The organism is Delftia sp. GW456-R20 (assembly GCF_001622915.1).
In the GTDB taxonomy this organism is placed as follows: Bacteria; Pseudomonadota; Gammaproteobacteria; order Burkholderiales; family Burkholderiaceae_C; genus Comamonas; species Comamonas acidovorans.
This window is the reverse complement of record NZ_LWCN01000004.1, coordinates 878,458-903,419: the sequence shown is the minus strand read 5'-3', so window position 1 is coordinate 903,419 and position 24,962 is coordinate 878,458. Positions and strand designations below refer to the sequence as shown.

Below are 24,962 nucleotides of genomic sequence, written 5' to 3'. Positions count from 1 at the left end.
ATGCGTGCACGGCTCCAAGGCGCGGCGGCGCGGCCTGCCCAGCGCTCCTGTTTGCGCTCCTGTTCGCGCTCCTCCCTGCACTGCAGGCGTTGGCTGGGCCTTGCAGGCGGGCTGCTGGCGCTGGCCATCATTGCCGTGCTCGGCATCACCGTCGGCTCGCGCGACATTGCGTTGGCCGACATCCTCGGCGCGCTGCGGGCTCCGGACCTGCGTGATGACCAGCACCTGATCGTCAGCCTGCTGCGCATGCCCCGCACCGTGGTGGCCATCCTGGCCGGCATGGCGCTGGGCGTGGCCGGCGCGCTCATGCAGGCCGTCACCCGCAATCCCCTGGCGGAGCCGGGCCTGCTGGGCGTCAACGCGGGCGCGGCGCTGGCCGTGCTCATCGGCATGACGGCCTTCGGCCTGACGTCCGTGCTCCAGTACGTCTGGTGCGCCTTTGCCGGCGCGGGGCTGGCGGGCGCCGCCGTCTTCGCGTTCGGCCAGTCCCGGGGCGCGGGCGCGCACCCGGTGCGCCTGGTCCTGGCCGGGGCGGGCCTTTCGGTCATGCTCACCTCCAGCGCCGGCATCATCCTGCTCAACGCGCCCCCGGAAGTCTTCGACGGCTTTCGCCACTGGGCGGCCGGCTCGCTGGAGGGCAGCGGCTATGCCAGCGCCGCCGTGCTGGCGGCCGCCGTGGCGGCGGGGCTGGCGGCGGCCTGGGCCATCGTCGGCCAGCTCAACGCCATGGCGCTGGGGCATGACGTGGGCCTGGCGCTGGGCGTCAATGTGCGCGCCACCGCGCAACTGGCCTGCCTGGCGGTCATGCTGCTGGCCGGGGCGGCCACGGCGGCCGTGGGGCCCATCGCCTTCGTCGGCCTGGTGGCGCCGCATCTTGCACGCCTCTCGTGCGGGCCGGACTACCGCTGGATACTGCCGCTGTCCGCGCTCTACGCGGCGGTGCTGCTGCTGGGTGCCGATGTGCTGGGCCGCGTCGTCGCGGCGCCTGCCGAAGTGGCTGCGGGCATCGTCGCCTGCCTGATCGGCGGGCCGTTCTTTGTCTGGGTGGCGTGCAGATACCGGTTGAGCAGGCTATGAAGACCTCCGTGAACACATCGGTTGTGCGCTGGGGAGCCTGTTCGTTTCTCTGGCGGCCCAGGCCGCTGGCCGTGGGCATGGCGCTGGTCGTGCTGGCCCTGGTGCTGGGGGTGCTGCTGCTGGGCACGGGAACCCTGTCCCTCAGCCCCGCCGAAGTGCTGGACAGCCTGCTGGGCACGGGCTCCAACCCCGCAGCAGAGCGCATCGTGCAGCGGGTGCGGCTGCCGCGTGTCCTCACGGCCGTCTTCGTGGGCGCGTCGCTTGGCATGGCGGGTGCCATCTTCCAGTCCATCTCCCGCAACGCGCTGGGCTCGCCGGACGTGATCGGTTTCACCACCGGCGCGGCCAGCGGGGCGATTGCGCTCATCGTGCTGGGTGACGCCGGGCCGCTGTGGACATCGCTGGCCGCCGTGCTGTCGGGCATGGCCACGGCGGCGGTCGTGCTTGCGCTGTCCGGGGGCCGGCGTGCTGGCGGCGGCTACCGGCTGGTGCTGGTGGGCATAGGCGTGGGGGCCACGCTCTCGGGCCTGAACACCATCTTGCTGGTCATGGGGGACCTGGACCGGGCCGTTGCCGCGCAGCGCTGGCTGGCCGGCTCGCTCAGCGCGCGGACATGGGCCCATGTCGTGCCCGCCGCGCTGGGCTTCATCGCCATCGTGCCCGTCGTGCTGTGGTGCGCCCGCCGCATCAACCTGCTGGAGCTGGGCGACGATGCCGCCACCCAGCTCGGCGTCAACGTGCCGAGCACGCGGCTCACCATGGTGATGGCTGCCGTGGCCCTGACCGCCATCGCCACGGCAGCGGCGGGGCCCATCGCCTTCATCGCGCTGGCCGCGCCCCAGGTGGCCAGGCGCCTGGGGCTGTCGCCCGACGTGCCCCTGTTCACGGCGGCAGCCATGGGCGCCGTTCTGCTGCTGGCGGCCGACATGCTCAGCCAGTGGGCACCCGTGCGCCTGCATCTGCCCATCGGGTTGGTAACGGGGCTGCTGGGCGGGGTGTATCTGCTGTGGCTGCTGTTTCGCACACGCAAGGGATAGACGGCCGTGCAAGGTGCAACGGGGCGCAGCCCCAGTGCCTGCGGGACTACCTGACGCCCCGCGCCACCCCAGGCCCCGCCACGGTGTACACATGCCCGGCCTCTTCGGCAGCCACCTTGGCCGCCTCGCTGCGGCGCACCTCCGCCTGGTCCTCGTACTCGCAGTTCATCACCCGGGCTTCACTGCCCGCGAACTCCGCCAGCGATTCAGCGCTGTTGCGAATGGTCACCAGCGCCTGCGCCACCACGTCCAGCCGCTGATGGCCCTCGGGGATCTCCAGCCAGGCCAGCGCCAGCTGGGCCAGGGCGGAAACCTCGGCACAGCCTTGCTGCACGAAACGGTCCATTTCATGCAGCGCTGTTGCGAGCTTCTGTGCGTGGGTGTTTTCGGGGGGAGGGGATGGGGGGATGTGCTTCATGGGTTCGACTCTCCACGAAGCATTCCATTGGCGTCTGACATTGCATCTCCTTCAGAAAGGGATGATGCTTGCCGGTTTTTCTTGACGCAGATACTACGAGTTGCGTAGCTGATTGGCAGGGCGTTCAAGAAGATGGGGGCTGTCGAGTGGGTCTGAGGGGGGCGACCAGCTTGTCGCAAGCGCACAGATCAATCGCTATGCGTGGCAAGCCCAAGCCGTACCTGCTGTACCGCGCGCAAGCTGGCCGAAATCCTCAAGGTTCCGACGGCGTTTTCTGCTCGGATACGGATGATGGAGTTCGCAGTCGCTGCTCAGCTATGGGCAGGCGAGTGAGGATGTGCGGGAGAACGTACGAGGATATTGGGGAATTAGAGCTGCTCTGCCCTGCCATCCCTAGGGCCGGCGAAGACAGTCAGCTCCTGCTTGGTTCTTGTGCGCTGACACAGCAATTCCTCGATAAACAGGACGCCGACATCGATACCGTATGGCTGGCTCAATCCGGTTACGACCTGCCCCTCAGCGACGAATACCTCGTCAAGGTCGAAGATGCCAACAGGCTCCACGTTCGTTCGATCACCGGGCCCATCGTGATTTGCGTCGCTCAAGCCGGGGAGCATGCCTATGGCGCGATCGTAGGCTGCCTCGGCATCGCTGGCAGTGAACAGATGCGACGCGATGAAATGGCGTTTCTCTCTGCGGTTGACGTCGTAAGGTGGCTGCGTGCTGAGCGAAGCGTTCTCCTCCTTCATGAGGAAATGGGCAATGTATAAGGACATCAATAAGGTACTTTCAACTGCAGTGCCATGGTGAATCCCCCATCTGGCCGTCAGAAGCCGGATGCGGACGGCTCAGTCGACGGACATCCTCTGGATGAAGTGGTCAGACATTGTGATCGATCACTTCTATTTCCTCGCATATTACGAAGTGATTTCCAATTTCCAGGACAACCGCGCTTGTTTCGACGATATGCGTGTCGATCAGTTGTGTTTTTAAATCGGATCCAATGCGATCTCGAACGCTGGTGAGGACAGAGATAGGACCGCGCAAGAGCAAGCCATAGCCTCCAGTCAGCAGTGTATGAAAGGATGCCGGTGAACCCGGCATCATTCTGGATGCGGCCAGCCAGCCTTTGTAGTGGTGATGAAGAATTTCCCAAATATAGGCATAAATTTGGTAAGGATCCTGGGGGCACGAGGAGAAGTAAAGGCTGCCTTGTCTTCCGGAGCGGTTCAGGAGCAAGGGGTGCTCCCGGTATACGGATATTGCATTTGCACTGCAAATGCGCACGTCGGTGTCCAGCCATTGCTTGCACACGATTTTGAATTCTCTGCGTATCCGTGAATTTTTCCAGTCATCGCATTCGATCGAAATCAAGAGTTCATTGTTCTCTGAACGACTTATGGATGTAATCAGGCCGTTGCTGTCATCATGGAAAATTTCTGCCAGTGCCTCAATATTCATGTCTTCTGGAATGTCATGGGTGGATGTTCGGCGCCCCAGGACATGAGAGCCACCGTATGTCTGACGTTTTATTAATTAGTGATTTTTACTGAGTTTTCGCAGATGCGTCTGATCGGCCGAAAGCAGTTCTCGACATCTTATTGCTCAAGTGTCAACATTTGCTTTAGCCATTGATCCGCCGTCATGTCCTCAACTCCGATCACATGATGTATATACATCATCGCCTTTTGCAGGCCGTATCGTCCGTCCAGCCTGTATAGAAGATAGTTGGCTGTGATCACTGCGCCGGTGGGCCAGAGCCGCCGAAAACTCTCCAGATCCTTGTCAACGATTTCGCCATAATTGGCCAGATCACCGCACTCCGTTTCGATGGATCGACCAAGAATATTCTCGATCGTGGTTCTTGTATCTGCATTTATCTTGAATGCCATTGTTATCTCCATGCGGCCGTATTGATTGTGCTTGATCTCAGGAGCTTGTGCCACGGACTGGCATTGTCAGTCGTCGCACGCCGGTTGTCATCTGCATCAAGCCCGCCTAGACCAATCTATTGAATAACGCAGCTATACCGATTCGTTCGCACTCTGCTTCGGCCTGTTGGACTTCAAAATCCAGAAAATATCCTAGGTCCCAACGGAGTTTCCCGGCTCGGTGCTGCTCATCAAGTCTGGCAGGCACAAAATGCTCTGCAAATGAAAGAGCTTTCTTTAACTGGATCAATGCCTTAAGGCCCGTTATACCTGTGGAAACCGATGCCGTTCCAACGAACAGGTCATGGCCTTTCACGTCCGAAAGATCGGGGATGTAATTGCAACGCACTGCACATCCATTCCCGCAGTTTTTGCAGTGCCATATTTCCATTGCAGATTTCTCCGCGGGGCGATGAAAATCAGTGCTTGTGCAGATGGGGCATTCCATGTTGGAGGCGGGTGGCTGGTGCTTCCAGTAGATTCAAACCTGGCTTCAGGGGCGCTGTCGGCTGATTGTGCCGCATGATGAGGAGCTTGGCATCTTGATTCAGGCGTGCTGCCATGCATCCTCAGCGTTTGCGGTGGCGGTGAGTAGGCATGGTGGCAGGTCGCCTCGCGATGGCGTGCATGTCTTCGGGCGGAGTGCCCGTATGGGTCACGCGACAGGGATGGTGACCCTACGGAGGGTGAAGGAGGTTGACGGGACCTGTGCGCGGTAAGGACAATCGATCGCCATGGACACTGAAAATGAAATCTTGGCACCACATGAACGTTATTGAAGCTGTAATGCACATGTCGCTTTACGCGAAGGCTCCCCATCCTGTCCTGGTGGTTGACGGGGTGCCGCTTGAGTTATGGTTGAAAGAGGCAGATTGCTCGGCTGTCTTTGGAGAAGATACTGTGGGTGGCCTTGTCCCGGCCCAAGGGTGGCTTATTGATGAGTGCGATTTGCAAAATGCCTGGTATCTTTTGAATCCAAAAAATGAAAATTCGTCGACGATAGTGCCAATCATGATCTGTCCAGATGATATGGATATGAATTGCACTGTTGCGGTGGTAGAGCAGCTGGTTGATGAAGAAGCGGTGAGTTGGGCGAGAATCGGACGTGCTATCGATGTGAGAAATGGTATTGTTGTTTCGGTTGAATGGGTAGCGGGAAATAAAAGAGCAGTATTTGACAAGACGGCTTTTTCTGCGGCGGTTGATGAGTTGAGGCGTCTGACAGAGGAGGTCTGGAGCTAGCTTCTGGCCACAGTCGCAAAGCTGGAATTGAGCGCCTTGCGGAAAACCAGTGATTCCTGGTCGGTCGAGGTTGCCAATCCTTACCCAAACAACCCCCCCTCATCCAACAACTCAAACGCCACCTCCGGCGTCCTCTCCATCCCCCGCCGAATCGCCGCAGGAATCGCCTGCCGTGTCTTGCTGCATAACCCGCGCATGGGCAAGACCTCGATCTGGATGCCGCGCACTGTACGCACTTCGCTGGCGCCGGGCTCGATGCGCACGCGGATGCCAAGCTGCTCATACATGCGCTGCTCCACATGGCGCAGGTCCTGCAGGCTGGTGATCTGCTCCAGCCGGTGTAGCAGGTGCTTTTCCTCTTCCCTGGTGAGTCGCAGGATACGCTGGTCGGCCATGGAGTCGGCTAGCAGGGCGTCGTGCTCGCAGATGCAGGCGCCCGGAGGGCAGGGGACTCGGATCGGAATCTGAACGGGAAAGCTCATCGATGCCCAAGGAAGATCCGCCCCGGCCGGGACGGTGCAGGCCATGCTAGTTCAAGGCTGCAGCGGGGCCAAGGGGAAAGTCCTGGGCAGCTTCCATCTCTGCAATGTGGCCTGCCTGATGCCGCAGGGTGCGGAGGGCGGGGCAGCGATTCGGTGTGTCTGCGAGGCCGAATGCAGGCTTTGAGAAGCAGCTGTTTGGCAAGTGATGAAGGGATGCAATCCGAAGTGGGAATCCGCATCGTCCATTGCGCGAATGATTCAAATGCAACTGATAAGATGCCCGCGCCCAAGTCGGGCATGAGTGAATCAATTGAATAAGGGGGCGGAACACATGAAGAAGCTGATCATTGCAATGGCCGTTGCTCAGATGGCATTGAGCGTTGCCGCCGCACCTGTGGCCAATCGCGACAGTGCGATAAAGGCGTGCCTCAAGACATTCCCCGAAGCGGCTTCTCCCGTGGACGACAAGACGCGAACGTTTGCACAGGACGATCGCATCAATCTTGAGTTCAACTACATGGGCGCAAAGCTGGTGTGCTCCGTGGGCAAGACCAGTGCGGAGGTGGAAGAGGCCAGCGTGATGGGGCGCAAGTTCTCAAAGGCTGATTTGAAATCCTCGCAGGAAAAGCGCCAATCCAATGAACAGGCAGTTGGCCAGATCGCCGCTGGCAATTGGAAGAGCTTCGTGGCAAACGCGAAGATCAGTACATCCAAGAAGCTCCAGAATCCCCAGTCTGCACGCTTCAAGGACTTGTTTATCAGCAACGTGGATGAACAGCCCACGCTGTGCGGAAAAATTGATGGCAAGAATGAAGCCGGTGCCTATTCCGGCTATCGCGCTTTCTATTCGAATGCTGCCAGTACGCTGGTGGCCGCAGAGACTGGCCAAAGCCCGATGTTCAAGGCGATGGTGGATGAGTTCTGCAGCTCTAAATTCGCAGACGCTGAGTAACGTGAAGGTCGAACGCTACGGGTCAGACTGACTGCTCACGACTTCTGACTCCTCCCATAAAGATTCTCCAACCCCGCCCACACCCTGCGCGTGAGCGGCTTGCTCTGCGCCGCAGGCCGGCGGTAGAGCCGCACGTTGATGGGCACGTCCTTGTCGGGCCCGGCCGCGCGGGCCAGGCGGCCCTCGGTCAGGTCGGTCTTGACCAGGGTGAGCGGCAGCCAGGCCAGGCCCAGGCCCTGGTGGACCATGGCGTGCAGGGAGTCGGCGAGGTCGGCCTCGTAGACGGTGCGCAGGCGCGTGGTGTCGCACAGTTCGTGCAGGTGGCTGCGCAGGATCTTGCCCAGGGACATGCTTTGCGCGTAGTCCAGGTAGGGCACCAGCGGGCCGCCGCCGTGGGCGGGCAGGGCGTACTTGGGCAGTTGCGGGACCAGGGGGATGCTGACGGGGATCAGCGTGTCCTGGCCCACGGGCAGCCAGGCCAGGTGGTGGCCCTGCAGGCTGCCTTCGATGGCAGGCTGGGCGTGGCACATGAGCAGGTCCACCTTGCCCTGCAGCAGCATTTCCACGCCGTAGTCCAGGCTGGTAGTGACCACTTTCCAGCACAGCTGGGGCATGGCCTGGTTGAGGGCGGTGATGATGCCCGGCAGGACGGTGTGCGACAGCGTGCGGCCCGCCGCGATGGTGATGGTTTCGTCGCGCGTGCGGTGGGGGCGCTGCAGCAGGCCATGGGTCTGCTCCAGGATGCCCAGCACTTCATGGGCCGAGGCCAGCAGCGTCTTGCCGGCGGCCGTGAGCGTGGTCGACTGGTGGCCGCGCTCGACCAGGGGCGTGCCCGCCCATTCCTCCAGCGCGCGGATGCGGCGGCCAAAGGCAGGGTGGGTGATGTGGCGGCGTTCGGCGGCCTTGTAGAGGCTGCCAGTGTCGGCCAGGGCCTGCAGGTCCTGCAGCAGTTTGAGGTTGAGTTCGTGCATGGGTAGGGTGGGGGCAGGCTGTGCTGATTCGGCACAGCGCCGCCGCAATCGGCACAGCACCAAGGCGGGGCATGCCTAGCATGGCGGCATGCGAGAGAAGCCCTGTTATGCCTGAAGTTTGCCTCAGGAAGATGCAAAGCCATTTCATTGGCGGTGCGCAGCGCACGGTGCGGGATCTGCCGATCCAGCACAGGGAAGTGGTGCGCAATGGCGGCGAGCGGCCGCTGGACATGAATGGCAGCTATGCCGTGGGCCAGATGTATGCCATGGAGTACCGGCTGGCGCGTCCGCGCAGCCCCCTGCCCGTGCTGCTGTGGCACGGCGGCGGCATGACGGGTGCGCAGTGGGAGTCCACGCCCGATGGGCGCCAGGGCTGGCTGTGGCGCCTGCTGGAGGCGGGCCACGACGTGGTGGTCTGCGATGCCGTGGAGCGCGGCCGCGCGGGCTGGGCGATGTTCCCCGAGATCTATGCCGAGGCGCCCGTGTTCCGCAGTGCCGAGGAGGCGTGGCAGCTGTTTCGCATAGGCCATGGCGCGCCTTCGGGAGACGGTGTGGGCGAGCCCTTCGTTGGCCAGCGGTTTCCGCATGAGAATTTTGGTGCCCTGGTGCGGCAGATGGTGCCGCGCTGGCTGGGGCACGAGGCCATGGCCATGGCGGCCTATGACGCGCTGCTGGAGCAATTCGGCCCCTGTGTGGTGATGGGCCACAGCCAGGGCGGTGGCTTTGCCGCGCATGCGGCCATCCGCAAGCCGCACCTGGTGCGCGCCGTGGTGGGGGTGGAGCCTACGGGCATGCCGGTGCTGCAAGAAGGGCAGCAAGGTCAGCAGGGGGCGGATGCCTTCGCGCCTGCCTCGGCCATCCCGCACCTGGCGGTGTGGGGCGATCATTTCGCGCACAGTCCGCAGTGGCAGAAGTACCGCGCGCAGACCGATGTGTATTGGCAACTGCTGCGCCGCCTGGGCGGCCGCGCCGAGGTGCTGGACCTGCCGGCCGCAGGCATTACCGGCAATTCGCATTTCTGCATGCTGGACACCAATGGCGACGAGGTGCTGGGCCGGGTGCTGGCCTGGCTGGAGCGCCTGGGCCGGTGACTGGCGGGTTACTGGCCAGTGACTGGCCGGTCCTGGTCCCGAAGAATTTCAACGAGGAGAAAAATCTCATGCAACGCCGCAATTTCATGATCCGCAGCCTGTCTGCAACCACGGCGGCCCTGGCCCTGGGCGCCCTGGCGCCCGCGCAGTCGGCCCTGGCGGCCGATGCCGGCTGGCCCACGGCCGAGCCCATCCGCCTGATCGTGCCGTTCCCGCCCGGCGGCACGGCCGATGTGGTGAACCGCCTGTTCGCGCAGCAGCTGGGCAAGGTGCTGGGCGCCTCGGTGATCGTGGAGAACAAGGCCGGTGCCGGTGGCTCGCTGGGCACGCGCTTCGTGGCCGATGCCAAGCCGGACGGCTATACGCTGCTGGGCGCCACGTCCAGCACGCACGGCACGAATCCGGCCGTCTACACCAAGCTGCCGTATGACGCGGTGAAGGACTTCACGCCCATCACCCAGGTGATCACGGTGCCGGGCGTGCTCAGCGTGCATCCCTCGGTCAAGGCGGCCAATCTGAAGGAGCTGATCGCGCTGGCCAAGGCGCAGCCGGGCCATCTGTCGTATGCGTCCTCGGGCGCGGGCGGTCTGGGCCATCTGGCCATGGAGCTGTTCAAGGCCAAGGCGGGCGTGCAGATCATGCATGTGCCCTACCGTGGCGCGGGCCCGGCGTTCACCGATCTGATCGGCGGCCAGGTGTCCATGCTGTGGGAGCCGCTGCCGGCTTCGCTGCCGCACATCAAGTCCGGCAAGATCCGCCCGCTGGCCGTGGCCACGGCCCAGCGCAGCAGCGAGCTGCCCGATGTGCCGACCTTTGCCGAGTCCGGCGTGCCCGGCTATGCCGTGCAGGCCTGGAACGGCCTGCTGGCGCCCAAGGGCCTGCCCAAGGACATCCGCGACAAGCTGCACAAGGCCAGCGTGCAGGCCCTGGCCGATCCGCAACTGCGCCAGCGCCTGGCCGAGCTGGGCGGCACGGTGGTGGCCAATACGCCGGAGCAGTTCGGCGCGGTGATCCTCAAGGATGTGACGACCTGGAAGCAGGTGGCCTCTTCGTCGCAGATCAGCCTGGACTGATGCGGCGGGCACCGGGGAAAGCCCTGTGTCCCGGCGCCCACGGGTGGCGGGGCCAGGCGTCGTGACGGTGCCATAGTCCGGGGGTGGCGGTCCGGGCGCGTTGCCTGTGGCCGCGCGCAAGGCCGCGAACAAGGCGGACCGCCTGACCTGCCGCTCTCAAGCCATGGACATCAACCTCATCCGCAATTTCGTAGAGATCGTGGACGCGCGCAGCCTCAGCGCTGCGGCGCGCAAGCGCGACATCACGCGCTCCAAGGTGAGCAAGGAGCTCAAGGCGCTGGAGACGGCGCTGGGCGTGACCCTGCTGCACCGCACGACGCGCAGCTTTTTGCTGACGGCGGCGGGCGAGGTGCTGTACGAGCACGGGCGCAGCATCATCCAGGAGGTGGAGGCGGCGCAGGGCGCCATTGACGCGCTGCAGCATGTGGTGACGGGCTCGGTGCGGCTGAGCATTCCCACGGGCCTGGGCGAGATGTACCTGGCCGACATGCTGCTGGCGTTCCAGAAGCGGCACCCGCAGGTGCGCATCCGCGTGCTGTTCTCCAACCGGGTGAGCGATCCCATGAGCGCCCAGGTGGATGTGGCCGTGCGCGTGGCGCGCGACGTGCAGGAGCACCTGGTGGCTCGCGACCTGGGGCCGGTGGGCTTTGGCCTGTATGCCAGCAGCGCCTATGCCAAGGCGCGGCCGTTCCACGACCCCTCCGAGATTCCCCACGGCGTGCTGCTGACGCCACCCGGCGACGGCAAGACCTATGCCGTCTCGGTGAAAAAGGGGCAGCAGGAGATTGCGCTCAAGTGCGAGCCCTGCATCACCAGCGAGCATTTCCCCTTCCTCAAGCAGTCCATGCTCCGTGGCAGCGGCGTGGCCACCTTGCCCAACTACATGGTGATGGACGAGCTGCGATCGGGCGCGGTGCAGCGCGTGTGCCCGGACTGGACGGTGTCCGGCCTGGGCGACAGGCTGTACATCATCACGGCCGAGGACCGTCGGCCCTCACATGCCGTCAAGGTGATGACCGAGTTCCTCAGGGCCAGCCTGCTGCGCTTCGTGGAGCAGGCCGGGGAGCCCGGGCCTTAGCGCCTCGGTTGTTCAGTTCTTCAGTTCTTCAGCTCTTCAGTTCTCCAGCGCAATCGCGTTGTCCGCGATCACCTTGCGCCACATCTGGCCGTCTGCGGCCAGGAAGTCGTCGAGCTGGGCCTGGGTCTGGGGCTTTCTGGCGGCCAGGGTCTGGTTGCCCAGGGCACTGGCGAACTCGGGGTTGAGCATGACCTTGTTGACGGCGGCCTGCAGGGTGTTGCGCGCGTCGGCCGGCGTGCCTGCGGGCACGGCAATGCCGAACCAGGTGGACGCCCTGAAGCCGGGCACGCCCGATTCGGCAATGGTGGGCGTCTGCGGCAGGAACTGCGAGCGCTCGGGCCCGGTGGTGGCAATGGCCACCAGCTTGCCGGCCTTGATGTGGGGCAGGGAGGTGCCGGCCACGTCCACCATGAGCTGGGTGTCGTTGGCCATGAGGGCGGTGAGGGCCGGCGCGCTGCCGTTGAAGGGAATGTGGGTGGCGGCCACGTCCAGGCGGGACTTGATCAGCTCGGTGGTCAGCTGCAGCGGGTTGCCCAGGCCGACCGAGCTGTAGTTGAGCTTGCCCGCGTGGGCCTTGGAGTAGGCCTTGAGGTCGGCCACGTTTTTGATGCCGGTCTGGCTGTTGGTGACCAGCACCAGCGGGGCCTCGGCCAGGATGTTGGTGAGCTTCAGCTCCCGGTCGGGGTTGTAGCTGAGCTTCTTGTAGAGCAGGGGGTTGAGGACCATGCTGGCATTGCTGGCCAGCAGCAGGGTGTAGCCGTCGGCCGGCGAGCGCGCCACGGCCGAGGCGGCAATCATGGTGTTGGCGCCCGGCCGGTTCTCCACGACCACGGACTGCTTGAGCTCCGTGGACAGGTGCGTGGCCAGGGTGCGGGCCAGCACATCGACCGAGCCGCCCGGCGCATACGGGGCGATGAGCTTGATGGGCTTGCTGGGGTAGTCGGACTGGGCGAACCCGGGGGCTGCGGCTGCGGTGGCCGCAGCGGCAAGCAGCAATGCGATGGCCTTGTTCATGCGTTGTCTCCTTCTCTTTCGGTGTTGGCGGGTTCAGATCTTGCGCTGCGTCGCGCCCCAGTGGGCGTCGCGCAGCTTTCTTTTGGCGATCTTTCCGTTGTCGTCGCGGGGCAGGCGCTGGAAGACGAAGCTGCGCGGCAGCTTGTAGGCCGCCAGCCGGCCGCGCAGCCATTCTTTCAGTTCCGCCTCGGGCAGTGTGCCTGACTGGCCGGGCTCGACCAGGGCCAGCAGCCGTTCGCCGTACTCGGCATCGGGCACGCCGATGACGGCGCAGTCTGCTATGCCGGGGTGCCTGAGCAGCTCGTTCTCAATCTCGGCCGGGTAGATGTTCACGCCGCCGGAGATCACCATGTCCGAGTCGCGGTCGCAGACGTAGAGAAAGCCTTCTTCGTCCAGGTAGCCCATGTCGCCCAGGGTGATCAGGCCGCCCTGGTCCATCTTGCGGCGGGCCTCTTCGTTGCCCTTGTAGGTGAAGTCGGCATAGGCGGGCTGGCGCACGTAGATCAGGCCCACCTCGCCCGTGGGCAGGCCCTGGCCCTGCCTGTCCAGGATGCGGACTTCGGCGTCCTGCAGCGGCAGGCCCGCGCTGCCGGGGTGGGTGAGGGCGTCGGCCGAGCCGATGAAGGTGACCAGGCCCGACTCGCTGGAGGCATAGGTCTCGTTGATGATGGGCCCCATCCACTCGATCATGGCCTTCTTGACCTCGGGCGCGCAGGGCGAGCCGGTGGAGGCGATGAAGCGCAGCGAGGAGATGTCGTAGCGCTCGCGCACCTCGCGCGGCAGCCGGAGCAGGCGAACGTACATGATGGGCACCATGTAGGCGGTGTCGATGCGGTGCTCCTGCACCAGCTGCAGGAAGCGCTCGGGGTCGAAGCGCTGCTCCAGCACCACCAGCTCGCTGAGCATGAGCGCGTTCTGGAAGTACAGGCTGGGCGCGCTGTGGTAGATGGGCGCGGTCAGCAGGGTGCGCGCGCCGGGCTGCAGGCCGTAGGCGGTGGCGATCAGCGCCTGGTTCACGGCCAGGCGCCGGGGCAGCTCTTCCACGGGAAACGCCTTGCGCAGCACGCCCTTGGGGCGGCCCGTGGTGCCCGATGTATAGGCCATGTGGCCGCGCGGCGCGACCAGCGGGCCGTCGTAGGGGGCCTGGGCGGCCAGCCAGGTTTCGTAGTCCAGCTCCGGCTCGCGTGCGTGGGCGACGCGCCGGGGCAGGTCCGCATAGAGTTCGCCCTTGAGGCCGTCGAGCAGGTCCTGGCTGGTGATGAGGGCGCGGGCGCCGCTGTCGGCCAGGATGTAGTCGATCTCCGTGGCCGTGAAATGCCAGTTGATGGGGCAGTAGTAGATGCCCGCAATGCGGCAGGCATGGACCACATCGGCGTATTCGATTCCGTTGCGCAGGAAGACGGCCAGCACGTCGCCTTCGGCCAGGCCCAGGCTGCGCAGGCCCTGGGCCAGCTGGCGGCCGCGCTGCTGTTGGGCGGCGCCGGTCAGCGTGCGCTGTTCGAAGACCAGGGTGGAATGGGGCGTGGCGGCGTTGCTCATGTGGGCGTGGCCTCCTGCTCCCCATCGTTGACGTTGGGCTGGTTGGCGGCCTTGGCCATCTGCCGGGCGCGCGCCCAGTCGGCATCGTCCCAGGCCTGGTATTCGGTGAAGTAGGCGCCGTTGGCCAGGGCGTCGCCGCCGTCCAGCGTGATGGTCTGGCCGTTGAGCCAGGTGTTGCCCGGGGCCAGGATGAAGGCGGCCATGTTGCCGATGTCCTCGCCCGTGCCCAGGCGGCGCGTGGGGTTGTCCAGGCGGCGGCGGTCGGCCGAGTCCTCGTTGCCGTCGATCCTGGGGCGCAGGCGCTGGCTGGCGCCCTGGGTGGGAATCACGCCCGGCGCAATCGCGTTGAACCGTATGCGCTTGGGACCCCATTCCACGGCCAGCGATTTGGTCATGGCGTCCAGCCCGGCCTTGGACATGGCCGAGGGCACGACGAAGGGCGAACCCGTGTCCACCCAGGTGACGACGATGGACAGCACCGAGCCCGGCAGCCCTTCGGCGATCCAGCGGCGGCCCACGGCCTGGGTGACGTAGAAGGTGCCCCGGAAGACGATGTCCGATATGGCATGGAAGCCGTTGATGCTCAGGTCCTCGGTGCGGCTGACGAAATTGCCGGCCGCGTTGTTGACCAGGCCGGTCAGCGGGCCGTGTTCGGCCCAGATGCGGTCGATGACGGTGTGCACGGCCTCTGGCTGGCGAATGTCGAGTTCATGTGCAAAGGCCTGCGCGCCCGTGTCGTTGTTCAGCATCTCGCAGGCCTGCTGCACCACGGAGCGCCGCCGGCCGCACAGGTGCAGCTCGGCACCCAACTCCGCCAGCTTGGCCGCCATGGCCAGGCCCAGCCCCGTGCCGCCCCCGGTGATCAGGACGCGCTGGCCCTGGAATAGATTGGCTTCGAACATGCTTGTCTCCTTTTGCTTTCACTCTAGGGAGACAGGGGCGGCTGGCAAAGGAGGGTGGTGGAACGCGGTTGGTTCCGTGGTGGAAACAATGGGCTTGTGATTTGGGGCGGTGACCGCGGCTCGTCAGCGAGTGCAGGGGGCTCATCTCCCCCTGCCGGGTGGTTGTTTTTCGAGGCCGGGTCTCGGCCCGGCAGCCGACTGCCCTTTCTTGATTCGCCAAGAAAGGTCAGGTCAAAGAAGGCGACCCGAATGCCCGCGACCCTTCGCTTCGCTGCGGGCAACCTGCGTCGTGGCGGTTGCGGGGTTCGCCATGAAACTCACTTCGCGCTGTGCGCTACGTTCAGACATCACGGCGAGTCAGATGACGAAGCAAGCCTGTCCTTCGGCAGGCTTGCAACCCCGCAACCGCCACGCCGCAGGCGCGGGCATACGGGTTGGGCTCCGTAGAACAGCCGGTGTTTCACGGCGCAGCCTTGTGCCCTGACTTTCCGGCTGCGCTGCGCAGGTCGGCCACCTGGGCTGCGGTCACATCGGCAGGCTGGCCGCCCAGGGCCGTGCGGGTGTAGTTGGCCAGGGCGGCGACTTCGCCATCGGTCAACTCCTGCATGAAGCCGGGCATGCCGGGCAGGGGCGTTGGGCCCTGCTGGGTGGCCGGGTGCTTGGGCAGGCCGACGAGGATGGCCAGCACCAGGTTGCGGGCGTCGGCCTGGCGCACGGTGCTGTTGCCCTTGAGCGGGGGCATGGTGAGGCTGCGGCCCAGGCCCTCGCTGCCGTGGCAGCTGGCGCACAGCGCCATGTAGTGGCCCCGGCCCGCGTCCAGCGTGCCCGCGCCGTTGACCGCGCCATTGCCGGCGCCATTGCCGGCGCTGTCGCCGGTGCCGGAATCCGGGGGCGCGGCGGCCGGCAGGGGCTGGGGCGCGGGCGGGTTGTCGCCCAGCAGGAAGGTGGACAGCGCCGTCATGTCCTCGGCCGTGAGGTACCGGGTGCTGTTGGCGATGACCTCGTGCATTTCATCGAAGGCGCTGCCGTGGGCCGAGAAGCCCGTCTGCAGGAACTGGGCCATGCCCTCGCGCGTCCAGCCGCGTGCGGCCAGGGCTTCGGCGGTGATGCCGGGGGCCGTGAACAGCGAGAGCGTGCCGCCCTGCAGCCAGCGGTCTTTCTGCATCTGGCCGAACATGCCGCGCGGCGTGTGGCATTCGGCGCAGTGGCCCATGACATTGCCCAGGTACTGCCCGCGCAGCCAGGCCGGGCTCTGGCCCTGCGAGCCCACGGGCAGGGGCGCGCTGGACAGGAACAGCGTCTTCCAGCCGAACATGAGCACGCGCAGGTTGAAGGGGAAGGGCAGGGCGGGCTTGGTGTTGGGCTGGGCCACGGGCCGGATGTTCATCAGGTAGCCGTAGATCAGGTCCGAGTCTTCGCGGCTCATCAGGTGGTAGGAGGCATAGGGCATGGCCGGGTAGAGCTGGCGCCCGCCCGGCGCCGTGCCGCGCGTGACGGCGGCGTGGAATTCCTCGGCCGTCCAGCGGCCTATGCCGTGGTCCGGGTCGGGGGTGATGTTGGTGCCGTAGAGGGTGCCGAAGGGCGTGGGCAGGGGCTTGCCGCCCGCAAAGGGCTGGCCTTCCCGGGCGCCACCTATGCCACCCACCCCGTCATGGCAGGCCATGCAGTCGGCGGCGCGCGCCAGGTACAGGCCCTGGGCCAGCTGCTGGGGGCTGCGGTGCACGGCCTGCGGCTCGCGCTGCGGCACATGGGGCCGGTTGCCCCAGACAGCGGCAATGGCAAACAGCACGGCCAGCAGCAGGAGGATGAGCAGCAGCCCGCGCCAGCGGCGCCTGGGCCTGCGCGGTGGCGGTGGGCGGGCACCGCTGTAGTCGGCAGGTGGCGCGGCGGTGGCGCCGGTGGCAGCGGTGGGGGTGGCTGCGCTGGGGTCGGCGGCGGACATGGCGCTCATCCTTTCAAGGTCAGCCCGGGCGTGTTCAGGACCAGGTCCTTCACGGCCGCGTAGTAGCGCACATAGCCGGTGCAGCGGCACAGGTGGGGCTGCAGCGCCTCGCCCACGACCTGTTCCACATCGGCCGCGCGGATGGGCGCCTTGGCCAGGCGCTCGACCAGCACCGTGGCCGCGATGACGAAGCCCGGCGTGCAGTAGCCGCACTGGAAGCTGAAATGCTCCAGGTACTTTTGCTGCACGGGGCTGATGGCGATGACCTTGCGCGGCTGGCCCGAGGCGCCGGGCGGGGGCGGGGGCGCGGTGTCCGCGCCGGCCGGGTCGGCAATGCCTTCGATGGTGCGGACCTTGCGGCCCTGGAAGTAGTGGGCGCCGGTGATGCAGGTGCGCATCTCGCGGCTGCCCTCGGGCCCGTCCACGATGACGGTGCAGGCCCGGCATTCGCCGATGCCGCAGCCCAGGCGCGAGCCGGTGAGGTTCAGGTATTCGTGCAGGAAGTCGATCATGGGCATGCCTTCGGGCACGTCCATGGGGCCGACGGTCTGGCCGTTGACGGTCAGCGACAAGGGGCGCGGGACAAGGCTCATGGTGCGAGTGCCTCCCTGATCTTTTGCGGGGTCACGGGCAGGTCGTGGAAGCGCTTGCCAATGGCGTGGTGCAGTCCGTTGACGATGGCGGCGACGATGGGAATCATCACCACCTCGGCAATGCCCTTGGGCGGATCGGTGTCCGACAGAGGTGCCAGCAGCTCGGCCGTCTGCTTCCAGACCGCCACCTCGCTGCCGCGCGGCAGGTGGTAGCGGTGGAAGTTCCAGTTGCCGTCGCCGGGGCCGCCCTCGTACAGCGGCATGGTTTCGTACAGGGCATGGCCTATGCCCATGGCAATGCCGCCTTCGAGCTGGCCATGTACCAGCTCGGGCACGATGGGCCGCCCGCACTCCATGATGGAGTGGTGGGCCAGCAGCTCGACCGCGCCCGTGCCCGTGTCCACCGCCAGCTCGACCAGGGCCGCATTGGCGCTGTAGTAGGTGACGCCCGCGTTGTTGCGCTGCATGGGCGGATAGAACAGGTTGCGCCGCGCAATCATGCGGTAGCCGGCGGCGCTGCGCCGCGCGGTGACAGAGGCCTCGACGGGCGTGGCCGCCTGCGGCGTGTCGGTGGTTTCAGGGGCCGGCGTGACGGCGGCAGCATCGGGCGCGCTGCCCAGGCGCACGGCCAGCGCGTCCAGCGGCCGGCGCGCGCTGGTGCCCAGGATGTCGAAGTCGGCCTCGGCCCATTGCCAGCGGTTGAAGGTATGGCCCACGGCGCCCGTGACCAGCTGCATGGCATGGGCCTTCTGGGCCAGGGCCTGCAGGGACAGCGGCTGCATGCCGTTGGCCGTGAGCATGCCGTTGACCCAGCGCGCGTCCTCGCGGCGCACCACGTAGGGCGCCTTCTGGCCGCCGCCCGTGCCCTGGCTCCAGATGGCGACGGCGGCCGGCCACAGGCCGTGCTCGAAGACCACGCGCGCCGTCTCGCTGGTGGCGTGGCTGTAGTAGTAGGCCGAGTTGCTGGCGCTGGCCGGCGAGGCGTAGACCGGTGTCCACAGCGGCCGGGCGGCGAAGCGGTCCTGGTCGGCCTGGGGCATGGTGTAGTTGTCGCCCTCGGCCTTGAGCGGCAGCTCCGGCCAGTCCAGGCAGGCGGTCTGCAGCTCGTCGGCGGGCTTGCCGAACCACTGCACGCACAGCTGGGCCTGCGAGGTGCCCATGCCCGTGCCGATCTCGGTGCCCGAGTGGTGCAGCAGCACGCGGCCCTGGGGCGATATCTCGATGCGGGCGAAGGCCGCCTCGCCGCCCGTGCCGAAGTCCTTTTGCACGCAGGCAAAGCCCACGCCGTAGCGCTGGCCCGGGTGGCTGGCCTCGTAGGCGGTCTTGCGCTTGGCGCGCTCGGTCCACAGCGGATGGCGGCGGGCGCGCTCCAGCACCTCGTCGGCGCGCAGGGCGCCAGCGGCAATGGCGCCCTGGGTGTTCTTGGCGCCCGAGGTCAGCACGTTGCGCAGGCGCAGCTCGATGGGGTCGATCTGCAGCAGTTCGGCGATTTCGTCCACCATCATCTCGGTGGCCGCCATGCTCTGCAGCGTGCCGTAGCCGCGTGCCGAGCCCGCATCCAGCGCGCGGCTGGCCAGTGCCACGGCGGTGATGTCGTTCTTGGGAAAGTAGTAGATGGACTGTGCTGCCGTGCCGCCGACCATGGCGACCGAGGGCGAGAAGTTGGCCCGGCCGCCGCCATTGGCCGTCATGTTGGCCACCAGGCTCTGGAAGAGGCCGGTCTTCCTGTCGATGGCCATGGTGTAGTCGATCTCGAAGGCATGGCGCTTGAGCGAGGACTGGAACTGCTCGAACCGGTCATTGGCCAGGCGCACGGGCTTGCCGTCCGCATACAGCGCGCAGACCAGGCCGTAGTAGGGCATGGGCGCGTGGTCCTTGGAGCCGTAGCCCACCGTGTAGCACGGGTGGACGAAGAGGTTCTTGAGCGGGAACCTGCTGGCCTGCACCATCTGCGCAGCCCATTCGGCCACCTCGTGCGGCGACTGCGTGGCCAGCACCATGTGCAGGCTTTGCGTGGCCGCGTCATACCAGCAGTTGGCGTTGTCGGGCTCCAGCGCGGCCGTGTCCACCGATTGCGTGGCGTAGTGGCGCTGCAGCACCAGCCAGTCGGCGGGCGGCGTGGCCAGCTCCTGGGCGATTTGCTCGGCCGCGCGCAGGCCGCGTGCCGTGACCGCGTCGGCCTTGGAGATCTGCGGCCAGACCAGCGGCTTGCGTTCGGCGGGGAACAGCGGGGCATCGCGCAGGCTGGAGAACACGTCGTCGTCAAAGGCCGTGGCGCCGCCCTGGCGCACGTAGCGGAACACGCCCCAGGGCGGACGGTCCAGCGCGCCCGTGATGCGGCCGTAGCGGATGACGCCGGCCGTGGCCTGCAGCCTTTCCTTGGCAAAGCGAAAGCGCGCGAAGTCGTGGTAGATCAGGATGGCCACGGCCTGGCCCAGGTATGCGGGGGTCTTGCCTGCGGGCAGCAGCATGTCCTCGCCATAGAACTCGGGAAAGGCCAGGCCGTCGCGCGCCAGGTCCTCGGCGGTGACCACGCGGTCGGGCGCCAGTTCGCCGTCCAGGGAAGACAGGTCCATGCCGTCGAACAGCCGGTCGGCCAGCGTGGTGCGCACGATGAAGGCATGGGATTGCTGCTGGGGCCAGTGCGGCATGTCGCGTGCGCGGATGTCGCGGGCGAAGACCTTGGCGCCCATGACCTTGGAGCGGCCATCGAGCCGCATGCGCGGCAGCTGGGTGGCCGGCTCGCGGGCCACACTGCCCAGGACGCGGTCTTCAAAGAGGGCTGCATAGGCCTGGCTGGCCAGCGGCGCCACCCAGACGCTGACGCCTGCGATGCTGGCGGCCTGCAGAAAGCCGCGCCGCGACAAGGGAGCCGTGCCGGCCTGGCTGCCGGCGCCGGAGTGTTGTTCTGGGCGCATGGCGCTCTTCTCCTGTGGGGTTGAGCCCACTGTAGGAGGGCGCATGCCGCGCGGCCTGTCAGCAAAGGCTGCTTCTGGCGTCAGCGCGGCGGCAGCGGCGGGTGCTTGCCATCGTCAAAAGCAGGAGCGGGCCAGGGCCGCCAGGCCGCGACGGCAGCGTGCCGGCCGCACTGTCAATCAGACGCCGGCGCAAGAAGGGCCTTGCCGCAGTGCTCCGTGGCGCCGCGCATAGCCCGGCAGGGCAAGGGCGTGTCCACATTCAGGCATAGTTGAGGGTTGTGCAGAAAGTAGTGAAGTCCTGGGCATAACCGGAGCTTCTTATTACTTTATTTTTTTATAGTTTGCGTTTTTATACGCGCAACCTATATTTGCTCCCACTTCCCAACAATGCGCAGCGGCGTCCCCAGGCCGTCCTGCGCCGCGGCGTTTTTTCATGATCGAGATTCGGGATCTTTCCCTGACCTACAAGGGCCCCACCGGGCCCGTCCATGCCTTGCGGGGCATCAACCTGCAGATCGAGTCGGGCGAGGTGTTCGGCATCATCGGCCGCAGCGGCGCGGGCAAAAGCTCGCTGGTGCGCTGCCTGAACCTGCTCAACCGCCCGACCTCGGGCCAGGTGCTGGTGGGCGGCCGTGACCTGATGCAGCTCAGCGATGCCGAGCTGCGCACGGCGCGCCGCGACATCGGCATGGTGTTCCAGCATTTCAACCTGCTGTCCTCGCGCACGGTGTTCGACAACGCCGCGCTGCCGCTGGAGATGGCGGGCATGTCGGCCGACGACATCAAGAAGCGCGTGGACCCGCTGCTGGACCTGGTGGGCCTGAGCGCGCTGCGCGACCGCTATCCGGCGCAGATCTCGGGCGGGCAAAAGCAGCGCGTGGGCATTGCGCGCGCGCTGGCCAGCCACCCCAAGGTGCTGCTGTCGGACGAGGCCACCTCGGCCCTGGACCCCGAGACCACGCGCTCCATCCTGGACCTGCTGCGCAAGGTCAACCGCGAGCTGGGCCTGACCGTGGTGCTGATCACGCACCAGATGCAGGTGATCAAGCAGATCGCCGACCGCGTGGCCGTGATCGACGGCGGCGAGATTGCCGAGCTGGGCCCCGTGATCGACGTGTTCACGCGCCCGCAGCAGGCCATCACGCGCAGCCTCATCGACGAGATCGTTCCCCAGCAACTGCCCGAGTCGGTGGCCGTGCGCGTGAACGCGCTGGCCGCCCAGCTGGCGCCGGGCCAGCAAGGCCGGCTGCTGCGCCTGTCGTATGCGGGCGAGAGCGCCTACCAGCCCATCCTGTCGCACCTGATCCGCGAGCTGGGGCTGGACCTGTCCATCCTGCATGGCCAGATCGACGAGATCCAGGAGCAGACCTTCGGCTCGCTGGCTGTCTTCGCCAGCGGCGACGCGGCAAAGATCGATGCCGCCGTGGACCATCTGCGCGCCACCGGCGTGCAGGTGCAGATCGTTTCCACCAGGGATTGAGCGATGTTTGAGAATTTTTCGGAAATGATGCTGGAGCTGTTCGTCAGCTCGCTGTGGGAGACCATCATCATGGTCGGCGTCTCGGGCCTGGTGGGTGGTCTGATCGGCATTCCCCTGGGTGTGTTCCTGCGCCTGACCGACCACGGCGGCGTGCTGCAGAACGGCCCGGCCAACAAGATCGTGGGCTGGATCGTCAATGCCCTGCGCTCCACCCCCTTCATCATCCTGCTGGTGGCCATCATCCCGCTGACGCGTCTGATCACGGGCTCGTCCATCGGCACCTGGGCAGCCGTGGTGCCGCTGACCATTGCGGCAGCGCCTTTCGTGGCGCGCCTGGTGGAGACCGCGCTGCGCGAGGTGGACAACGGCCTGGTGGAAGCGGCCCAGTCCATGGGCGCCACCACGGGCCAGATCGTCTGGAAGATCCTGCTGCCCGAGGCGCTGCCCGGCATCGTGGCGGGCCTGACCATCAGCTTCGTGAGCCTGACCGGCTACTCGGCCATGGCCGGCGCCATTGGCGGCGGCGGCCTGGGCGACCTGGGCATCCGCTACGGCTACCAGCGCTTTTTGCCCGACGTGATGCTGGCCGTGGTCATCATCCTGATCTTCTTCGTGCAGGCCATCCAGAGCCTGGGCGACTGGGCGGTGCGCAGGCTCAGCCACCGCTGATCCACACCCCGGCGGCCGGTGCGGCTGGCGCGGCCGGGGCGGCAAGCTGCCGCGAGATTGTCTGAAAGAGGGATTCCATGAAAAAGCGCGCATTGCTTCAATCGCTGGCCCTGGCCGCCGTCCTGCCGCTGGCGGGAATGGCCGCGCTGCCGTCCCATGCGGCCGACGGCTCGGTCACCATCGGCGTGACCTCGGGCCCGCATGCCCAGATCGCCGAGGTGGCCAGGAAGGTGGCCGAGAAGAACGGCCTGAAGGTGAAGCTGGTCGAGTTCGGCGACTTCATCCAGCCCAACGCTGCCCTGTCGCAGGGCGAGCTGGATGCCAACATCTACCAGCACCAGCCCTTCATGGACGCCCAGAACAAGGACCGTGGCTACAAGCTCGTGCCCGTGGCCCGTGCGGTCAACCAGCAGATGGGCGTGTACTCCAAGAAGATCAAAAGCCTGGCCGACCTCAAGAGCGGTGCGCGCGTGGGCATCCCCAACGACCCCACCAATGGCTCGCGCGCACTGATGGTGCTGGCTGCGCAGAAGCTGATCGAACTGAAGACCGGCGCGGGCGCGCGTGCCTCGGTGCTGGACATCACGGCCAATCCGAAGAAGCTGAGGTTCGTCGAGTTGGAGGCCGCCCAGCTGGCGCGCTCGCTGGATGACCTGGACGCCGCCGCCGTCAACAGCAGCTATGCCGTGGCCGCAGGCCTGTCGCCGCAAAAGGATTCGCTGGCGCTGGAAGCCACGGACACGCCCTATGTGACCGTGCTGATCGCCACGCGCGCCGGCCATGAAAAGGACGCGGGCCTGCAGGCCTTCGTCAAGGCCTACCAATCGCCCGAGGTGCGCCAGTTCATCGACACGCAGTTCAAGGGCGCCTACACGGCGGCCTGGTAAGAGCATGGGCAGCCTCGCATCCCACCGGGTTTCCGACGCGGACTTCGTGGCCGGCATCGGCGTGCAATGGCAGCACCGTCCGCTGGTGCCCGAGCCCGGCCTGGCCGCGCTGCTGGCACAGGCCCAGCTGGACGACGGCGGCAAGGCCACCGTGGTCCAGGCCGTGGGCATGCTGGTGGTCGACGAATGCGTGGCCCATGGCTACCACAGCATGGATCTGGTCGTGCTGCACCCAGGCACGCCGGGCCTGGACGAGGCGCTGGAGCGCTTCGACAAGCCCCACACCCATGCCGATGACGAGGTGCGCTACATCCTCGAAGGCGAAGGCCTGTTCGGCTTCTTCGATGCCGGCGGCCAAGAGCGCGTGCTGCGCGTGCAGCCCGGCGACTACCTGCGCATACCGGCCGGCGTGGAGCACCGCTTCACGCTGACCGCCACGCGGCGCATCAAGGCGCTGCGCCTGTTCGCCGATACGGCGGGCTGGGTGGCGCAATATACCCAGCGGCCCGCCGCTGCCATGGAGGTGCCTGCATGAGCCTGCCTGTCCCGACACTGTTCCAGACACTTGACGAGGCGCTGTTCACGCGCGCCCAGGACCTGCTGGACGAGGAATGGCTGGCCAAGGATGCCGACCTCGCCCCCGTGCTGCCCGTGGTGCTGGCGCGCGGCGTGGGCCAGGACTGGCACAAGGCCGGCACCTTCCGCCACCACCTGGCGGGCGTGGCGCGTTCGCTGGCGCTGTGGCGCCAGCCGCGCGACGTGCGCCTGCTGGGCCTGCTGCACAGCGTCTACGGCAACGCCTTCGTGGACCTGGTCAAGTTCGATGCGGGCAGCGAGCGCGGCCGCCTGCGCGAGCTGGTGGGCGAGGGCGCCGAGCACCTGGTCTACCTGTTCTGCACCATGAGCCGCACGCAGTTCATGCAGAAGATCCTGGCCGGCGACCTGGCCGAAGACGGCTCCATGGCGCTGGAATCCGCCGGCCGCAGCCAGCGCCTGAGTGCCTATGAAGTGGCGGCCTTCACCATCGTGAGCATGGCCGATGCCATGGAGCAGTGGTTCAGCTGGCAGGAAGACATCTATTCGCAGTTTCCGCAGGTGCAGAACCAGCGGCAGCAGGGCGTGCACTGGGCGGCCTCGCTGTGGCCCGGTCCCATGCGGCCTGCCAGCCGCATGCTCAGCCAGATCAGCGACCTGGGCCGTGCGCTGCAGCACCCGGCGCTGCGCGCCCAGCTGCCGCTGCCGCCGGTGTTCGACCATTGCAGCCGGCAGCTTTCGCCCGGCGACGAGGCCGCTGCCGTGTCGCTGTACTGGTCGGTGATCCAGTTGGACCAGCCGCTGGTGGACCTGGACGCCGCCACGGCCGTGCTGGAAAGCGCCGTGCGCCTGAACCCCTGGGTGGGCGAGCCGCAGATGGTGCTGGCCCAGCTCTACCTGTCTGCCGGCCGCGCCGACGACGCCGCGCGCGCAGCCGCCAGCGCGCTGCAGTGCTTCAGCGGCTGGGGCAATGCCTGGGACAAGCGCGTGCAGTGGGACGCCTGGATCGCCTGGACGCGCATCCTGCTGCAGTCGGCGCAGCAGGGAAGCTGGCCCGAGCGCCTGGACAAGCTCAACAACCTGGCCCTGAAGGGCTGAGATGCAAAAAAGCCTGGCGCGAGAGCCAGGCTTT

Annotated in this window: 24 protein-coding genes; 12 read left to right on the top strand and 12 right to left on the bottom strand. The window is 66.4% G+C overall.

The features are described 5' to 3' along the window. Together A4F85_RS09460 and A4F85_RS09455 are read left to right on the top strand one after the other, a co-directional pair. Positions 1-1,077, top strand: coding sequence for a FecCD family ABC transporter permease (locus A4F85_RS09460; protein ID WP_063326423.1), 1,077 nt, complete (start codon positions 1-3; stop codon positions 1,075-1,077). Beyond that, entirely contained in the window at positions 1,074-2,114 is a 1,041-nt protein-coding gene (locus tag A4F85_RS09455; protein ID WP_063326422.1) for a FecCD family ABC transporter permease, read from the top strand. Before A4F85_RS09460 ends, A4F85_RS09455 begins: the two co-directional genes overlap by 4 nt. Positions 2,115-2,160: 46 nt before the next feature. Here A4F85_RS09455 and A4F85_RS09450 read toward each other — a convergent pair whose 3' ends face one another. From A4F85_RS09450 to A4F85_RS09440, 4 genes are all read right to left on the bottom strand, one after another. Next, positions 2,161-2,532 carry a hypothetical protein gene (locus A4F85_RS09450; protein ID WP_063326421.1) on the bottom strand — a complete coding sequence of 124 codons (372 nt, stop codon included), beginning with the start codon at positions 2,530-2,532 and terminating at the stop codon, positions 2,161-2,163. Between the two features lie 368 nt (positions 2,533-2,900). After that, a complete protein-coding gene (locus A4F85_RS09445; protein ID WP_063326420.1) occupies positions 2,901-3,308 on the bottom strand; it encodes a hypothetical protein in 408 nt (135 codons plus the stop codon). Positions 3,309-3,411: 103 nt separating this feature from the next. Beyond that, positions 3,412-3,993 carry a hypothetical protein gene (locus A4F85_RS30505; protein WP_156516992.1) on the bottom strand — a complete coding sequence of 194 codons (582 nt, stop codon included), beginning with the start codon at positions 3,991-3,993 and terminating at the stop codon, positions 3,412-3,414. 137 nt (positions 3,994-4,130) lie between these two features. Continuing rightward, positions 4,131-4,424, bottom strand: coding sequence for a hypothetical protein (locus A4F85_RS09440; protein ID WP_063327935.1), 294 nt, complete (start codon positions 4,422-4,424; stop codon positions 4,131-4,133). 804 nt (positions 4,425-5,228) lie between these two features. On the opposite strand from A4F85_RS09440, the gene A4F85_RS29535 reads away from it, so the two are divergent. Further along, positions 5,229-5,705 (top strand): hypothetical protein, encoded by a 477-nt coding sequence (locus A4F85_RS29535; protein ID WP_082848173.1) that lies wholly within the window; start codon positions 5,229-5,231, stop codon positions 5,703-5,705. An 80-nt stretch (positions 5,706-5,785) separates the two neighbouring features. Here the strand turns inward: A4F85_RS29535 and A4F85_RS09435 are convergent, their stop codons facing one another. After that, complete coding sequence (locus A4F85_RS09435; protein ID WP_063327934.1) at positions 5,786-6,187, bottom strand: hypothetical protein; 402 nt, start codon at positions 6,185-6,187, stop codon at positions 5,786-5,788. Positions 6,188-6,518: 331 nt separating this feature from the next. Between A4F85_RS09435 and A4F85_RS09430 the strand changes: the two genes are divergently transcribed. Then, positions 6,519-7,139, top strand: coding sequence for a hypothetical protein (locus tag A4F85_RS09430; RefSeq protein ID WP_063326419.1), 621 nt, complete (start codon positions 6,519-6,521; stop codon positions 7,137-7,139). Positions 7,140-7,174: 35 nt separating this feature from the next. Here A4F85_RS09430 and A4F85_RS09425 read toward each other — a convergent pair whose 3' ends face one another. Then, positions 7,175-8,110: a LysR family transcriptional regulator gene (locus A4F85_RS09425; RefSeq protein WP_013802857.1), complete on the bottom strand. Its 936-nt coding sequence runs from the start codon at positions 8,108-8,110 to the stop codon at positions 7,175-7,177. Between the two features lie 131 nt (positions 8,111-8,241). Here A4F85_RS09425 and A4F85_RS09420 point away from each other — a divergent pair, with 131 nt between their 5' ends. The 3 genes from A4F85_RS09420 to A4F85_RS09410 all read left to right on the top strand — a co-directional run bounded on the left by A4F85_RS09420 (position 8,242) and on the right by A4F85_RS09410 (position 11,352). After that, a complete protein-coding gene (locus tag A4F85_RS09420; protein ID WP_063326418.1) occupies positions 8,242-9,201 on the top strand; it encodes an alpha/beta fold hydrolase in 960 nt (319 codons plus the stop codon). Positions 9,202-9,269: 68 nt separating this feature from the next. Then, the gene (locus A4F85_RS09415; RefSeq protein WP_012205002.1) at positions 9,270-10,274 is read left to right on the top strand and encodes a tripartite tricarboxylate transporter substrate binding protein BugE; all 1,005 of its coding nucleotides are present in this window, start codon (positions 9,270-9,272) and stop codon (positions 10,272-10,274) included. A 163-nt stretch (positions 10,275-10,437) separates the two neighbouring features. Continuing rightward, a complete protein-coding gene (locus tag A4F85_RS09410; RefSeq protein WP_063327933.1) occupies positions 10,438-11,352 on the top strand; it encodes a LysR family transcriptional regulator in 915 nt (304 codons plus the stop codon). Positions 11,353-11,388: 36 nt separating this feature from the next. On the opposite strand, the gene A4F85_RS09405 is transcribed toward A4F85_RS09410, so the two are convergent. The 6 genes from A4F85_RS09405 to A4F85_RS09380 form a co-directional block, all read right to left on the bottom strand. Then, entirely contained in the window at positions 11,389-12,366 is a 978-nt protein-coding gene (locus tag A4F85_RS09405) for a Bug family tripartite tricarboxylate transporter substrate binding protein (RefSeq protein ID WP_012205004.1), read from the bottom strand. A 33-nt stretch (positions 12,367-12,399) separates the two neighbouring features. After that, positions 12,400-13,905 carry an acyl-CoA synthetase gene (locus A4F85_RS09400; RefSeq protein WP_063326417.1) on the bottom strand — a complete coding sequence of 502 codons (1,506 nt, stop codon included), beginning with the start codon at positions 13,903-13,905 and terminating at the stop codon, positions 12,400-12,402. Further along, the gene (locus A4F85_RS09395; protein WP_043822631.1) at positions 13,902-14,807 is read right to left on the bottom strand and encodes an SDR family oxidoreductase; all 906 of its coding nucleotides are present in this window, start codon (positions 14,805-14,807) and stop codon (positions 13,902-13,904) included. Before A4F85_RS09395 ends, A4F85_RS09400 begins: the two co-directional genes overlap by 4 nt. A 460-nt stretch (positions 14,808-15,267) precedes the next feature. Next, positions 15,268-16,749, bottom strand: a complete 1,482-nt coding sequence (locus tag A4F85_RS09390; RefSeq protein WP_063327932.1) for a c-type cytochrome — start codon at positions 16,747-16,749, stop codon at positions 15,268-15,270. Positions 16,750-16,754: 5 nt separating this feature from the next. Continuing rightward, positions 16,755-17,342, bottom strand: coding sequence for a (2Fe-2S)-binding protein (locus tag A4F85_RS09385; protein ID WP_063326416.1), 588 nt, complete (start codon positions 17,340-17,342; stop codon positions 16,755-16,757). Next, positions 17,339-20,260: a xanthine dehydrogenase family protein molybdopterin-binding subunit gene (locus A4F85_RS09380; protein WP_063326415.1), complete on the bottom strand. Its 2,922-nt coding sequence runs from the start codon at positions 20,258-20,260 to the stop codon at positions 17,339-17,341. Before A4F85_RS09380 ends, A4F85_RS09385 begins: the two co-directional genes overlap by 4 nt. 433 nt (positions 20,261-20,693) lie before the next feature. Between A4F85_RS09380 and A4F85_RS09375 the strand changes: the two genes are divergently transcribed. The 5 genes from A4F85_RS09375 to A4F85_RS09355 all read left to right on the top strand — a co-directional run bounded on the left by A4F85_RS09375 (position 20,694) and on the right by A4F85_RS09355 (position 24,928). Further along, entirely contained in the window at positions 20,694-21,740 is a 1,047-nt protein-coding gene (locus A4F85_RS09375) for a methionine ABC transporter ATP-binding protein (protein ID WP_012205010.1), read from the top strand. Between the two features lie 3 nt (positions 21,741-21,743). Further along, positions 21,744-22,409, top strand: coding sequence for a methionine ABC transporter permease (locus A4F85_RS09370; protein ID WP_012205011.1), 666 nt, complete (start codon positions 21,744-21,746; stop codon positions 22,407-22,409). Positions 22,410-22,486: 77 nt separating this feature from the next. Further along, the gene (locus tag A4F85_RS09365) at positions 22,487-23,296 is read left to right on the top strand and encodes a MetQ/NlpA family ABC transporter substrate-binding protein (RefSeq protein WP_063326414.1); all 810 of its coding nucleotides are present in this window, start codon (positions 22,487-22,489) and stop codon (positions 23,294-23,296) included. A 4-nt stretch (positions 23,297-23,300) separates the two neighbouring features. Continuing rightward, the gene (locus tag A4F85_RS09360; protein ID WP_063326413.1) at positions 23,301-23,831 is read left to right on the top strand and encodes a cupin domain-containing protein; all 531 of its coding nucleotides are present in this window, start codon (positions 23,301-23,303) and stop codon (positions 23,829-23,831) included. Then, positions 23,828-24,928, top strand: a complete 1,101-nt coding sequence (locus tag A4F85_RS09355; protein WP_016448086.1) for a DUF6817 domain-containing protein — start codon at positions 23,828-23,830, stop codon at positions 24,926-24,928. Before A4F85_RS09360 ends, A4F85_RS09355 begins: the two co-directional genes overlap by 4 nt. Positions 24,929-24,962 lie beyond the last annotated feature (34 nt).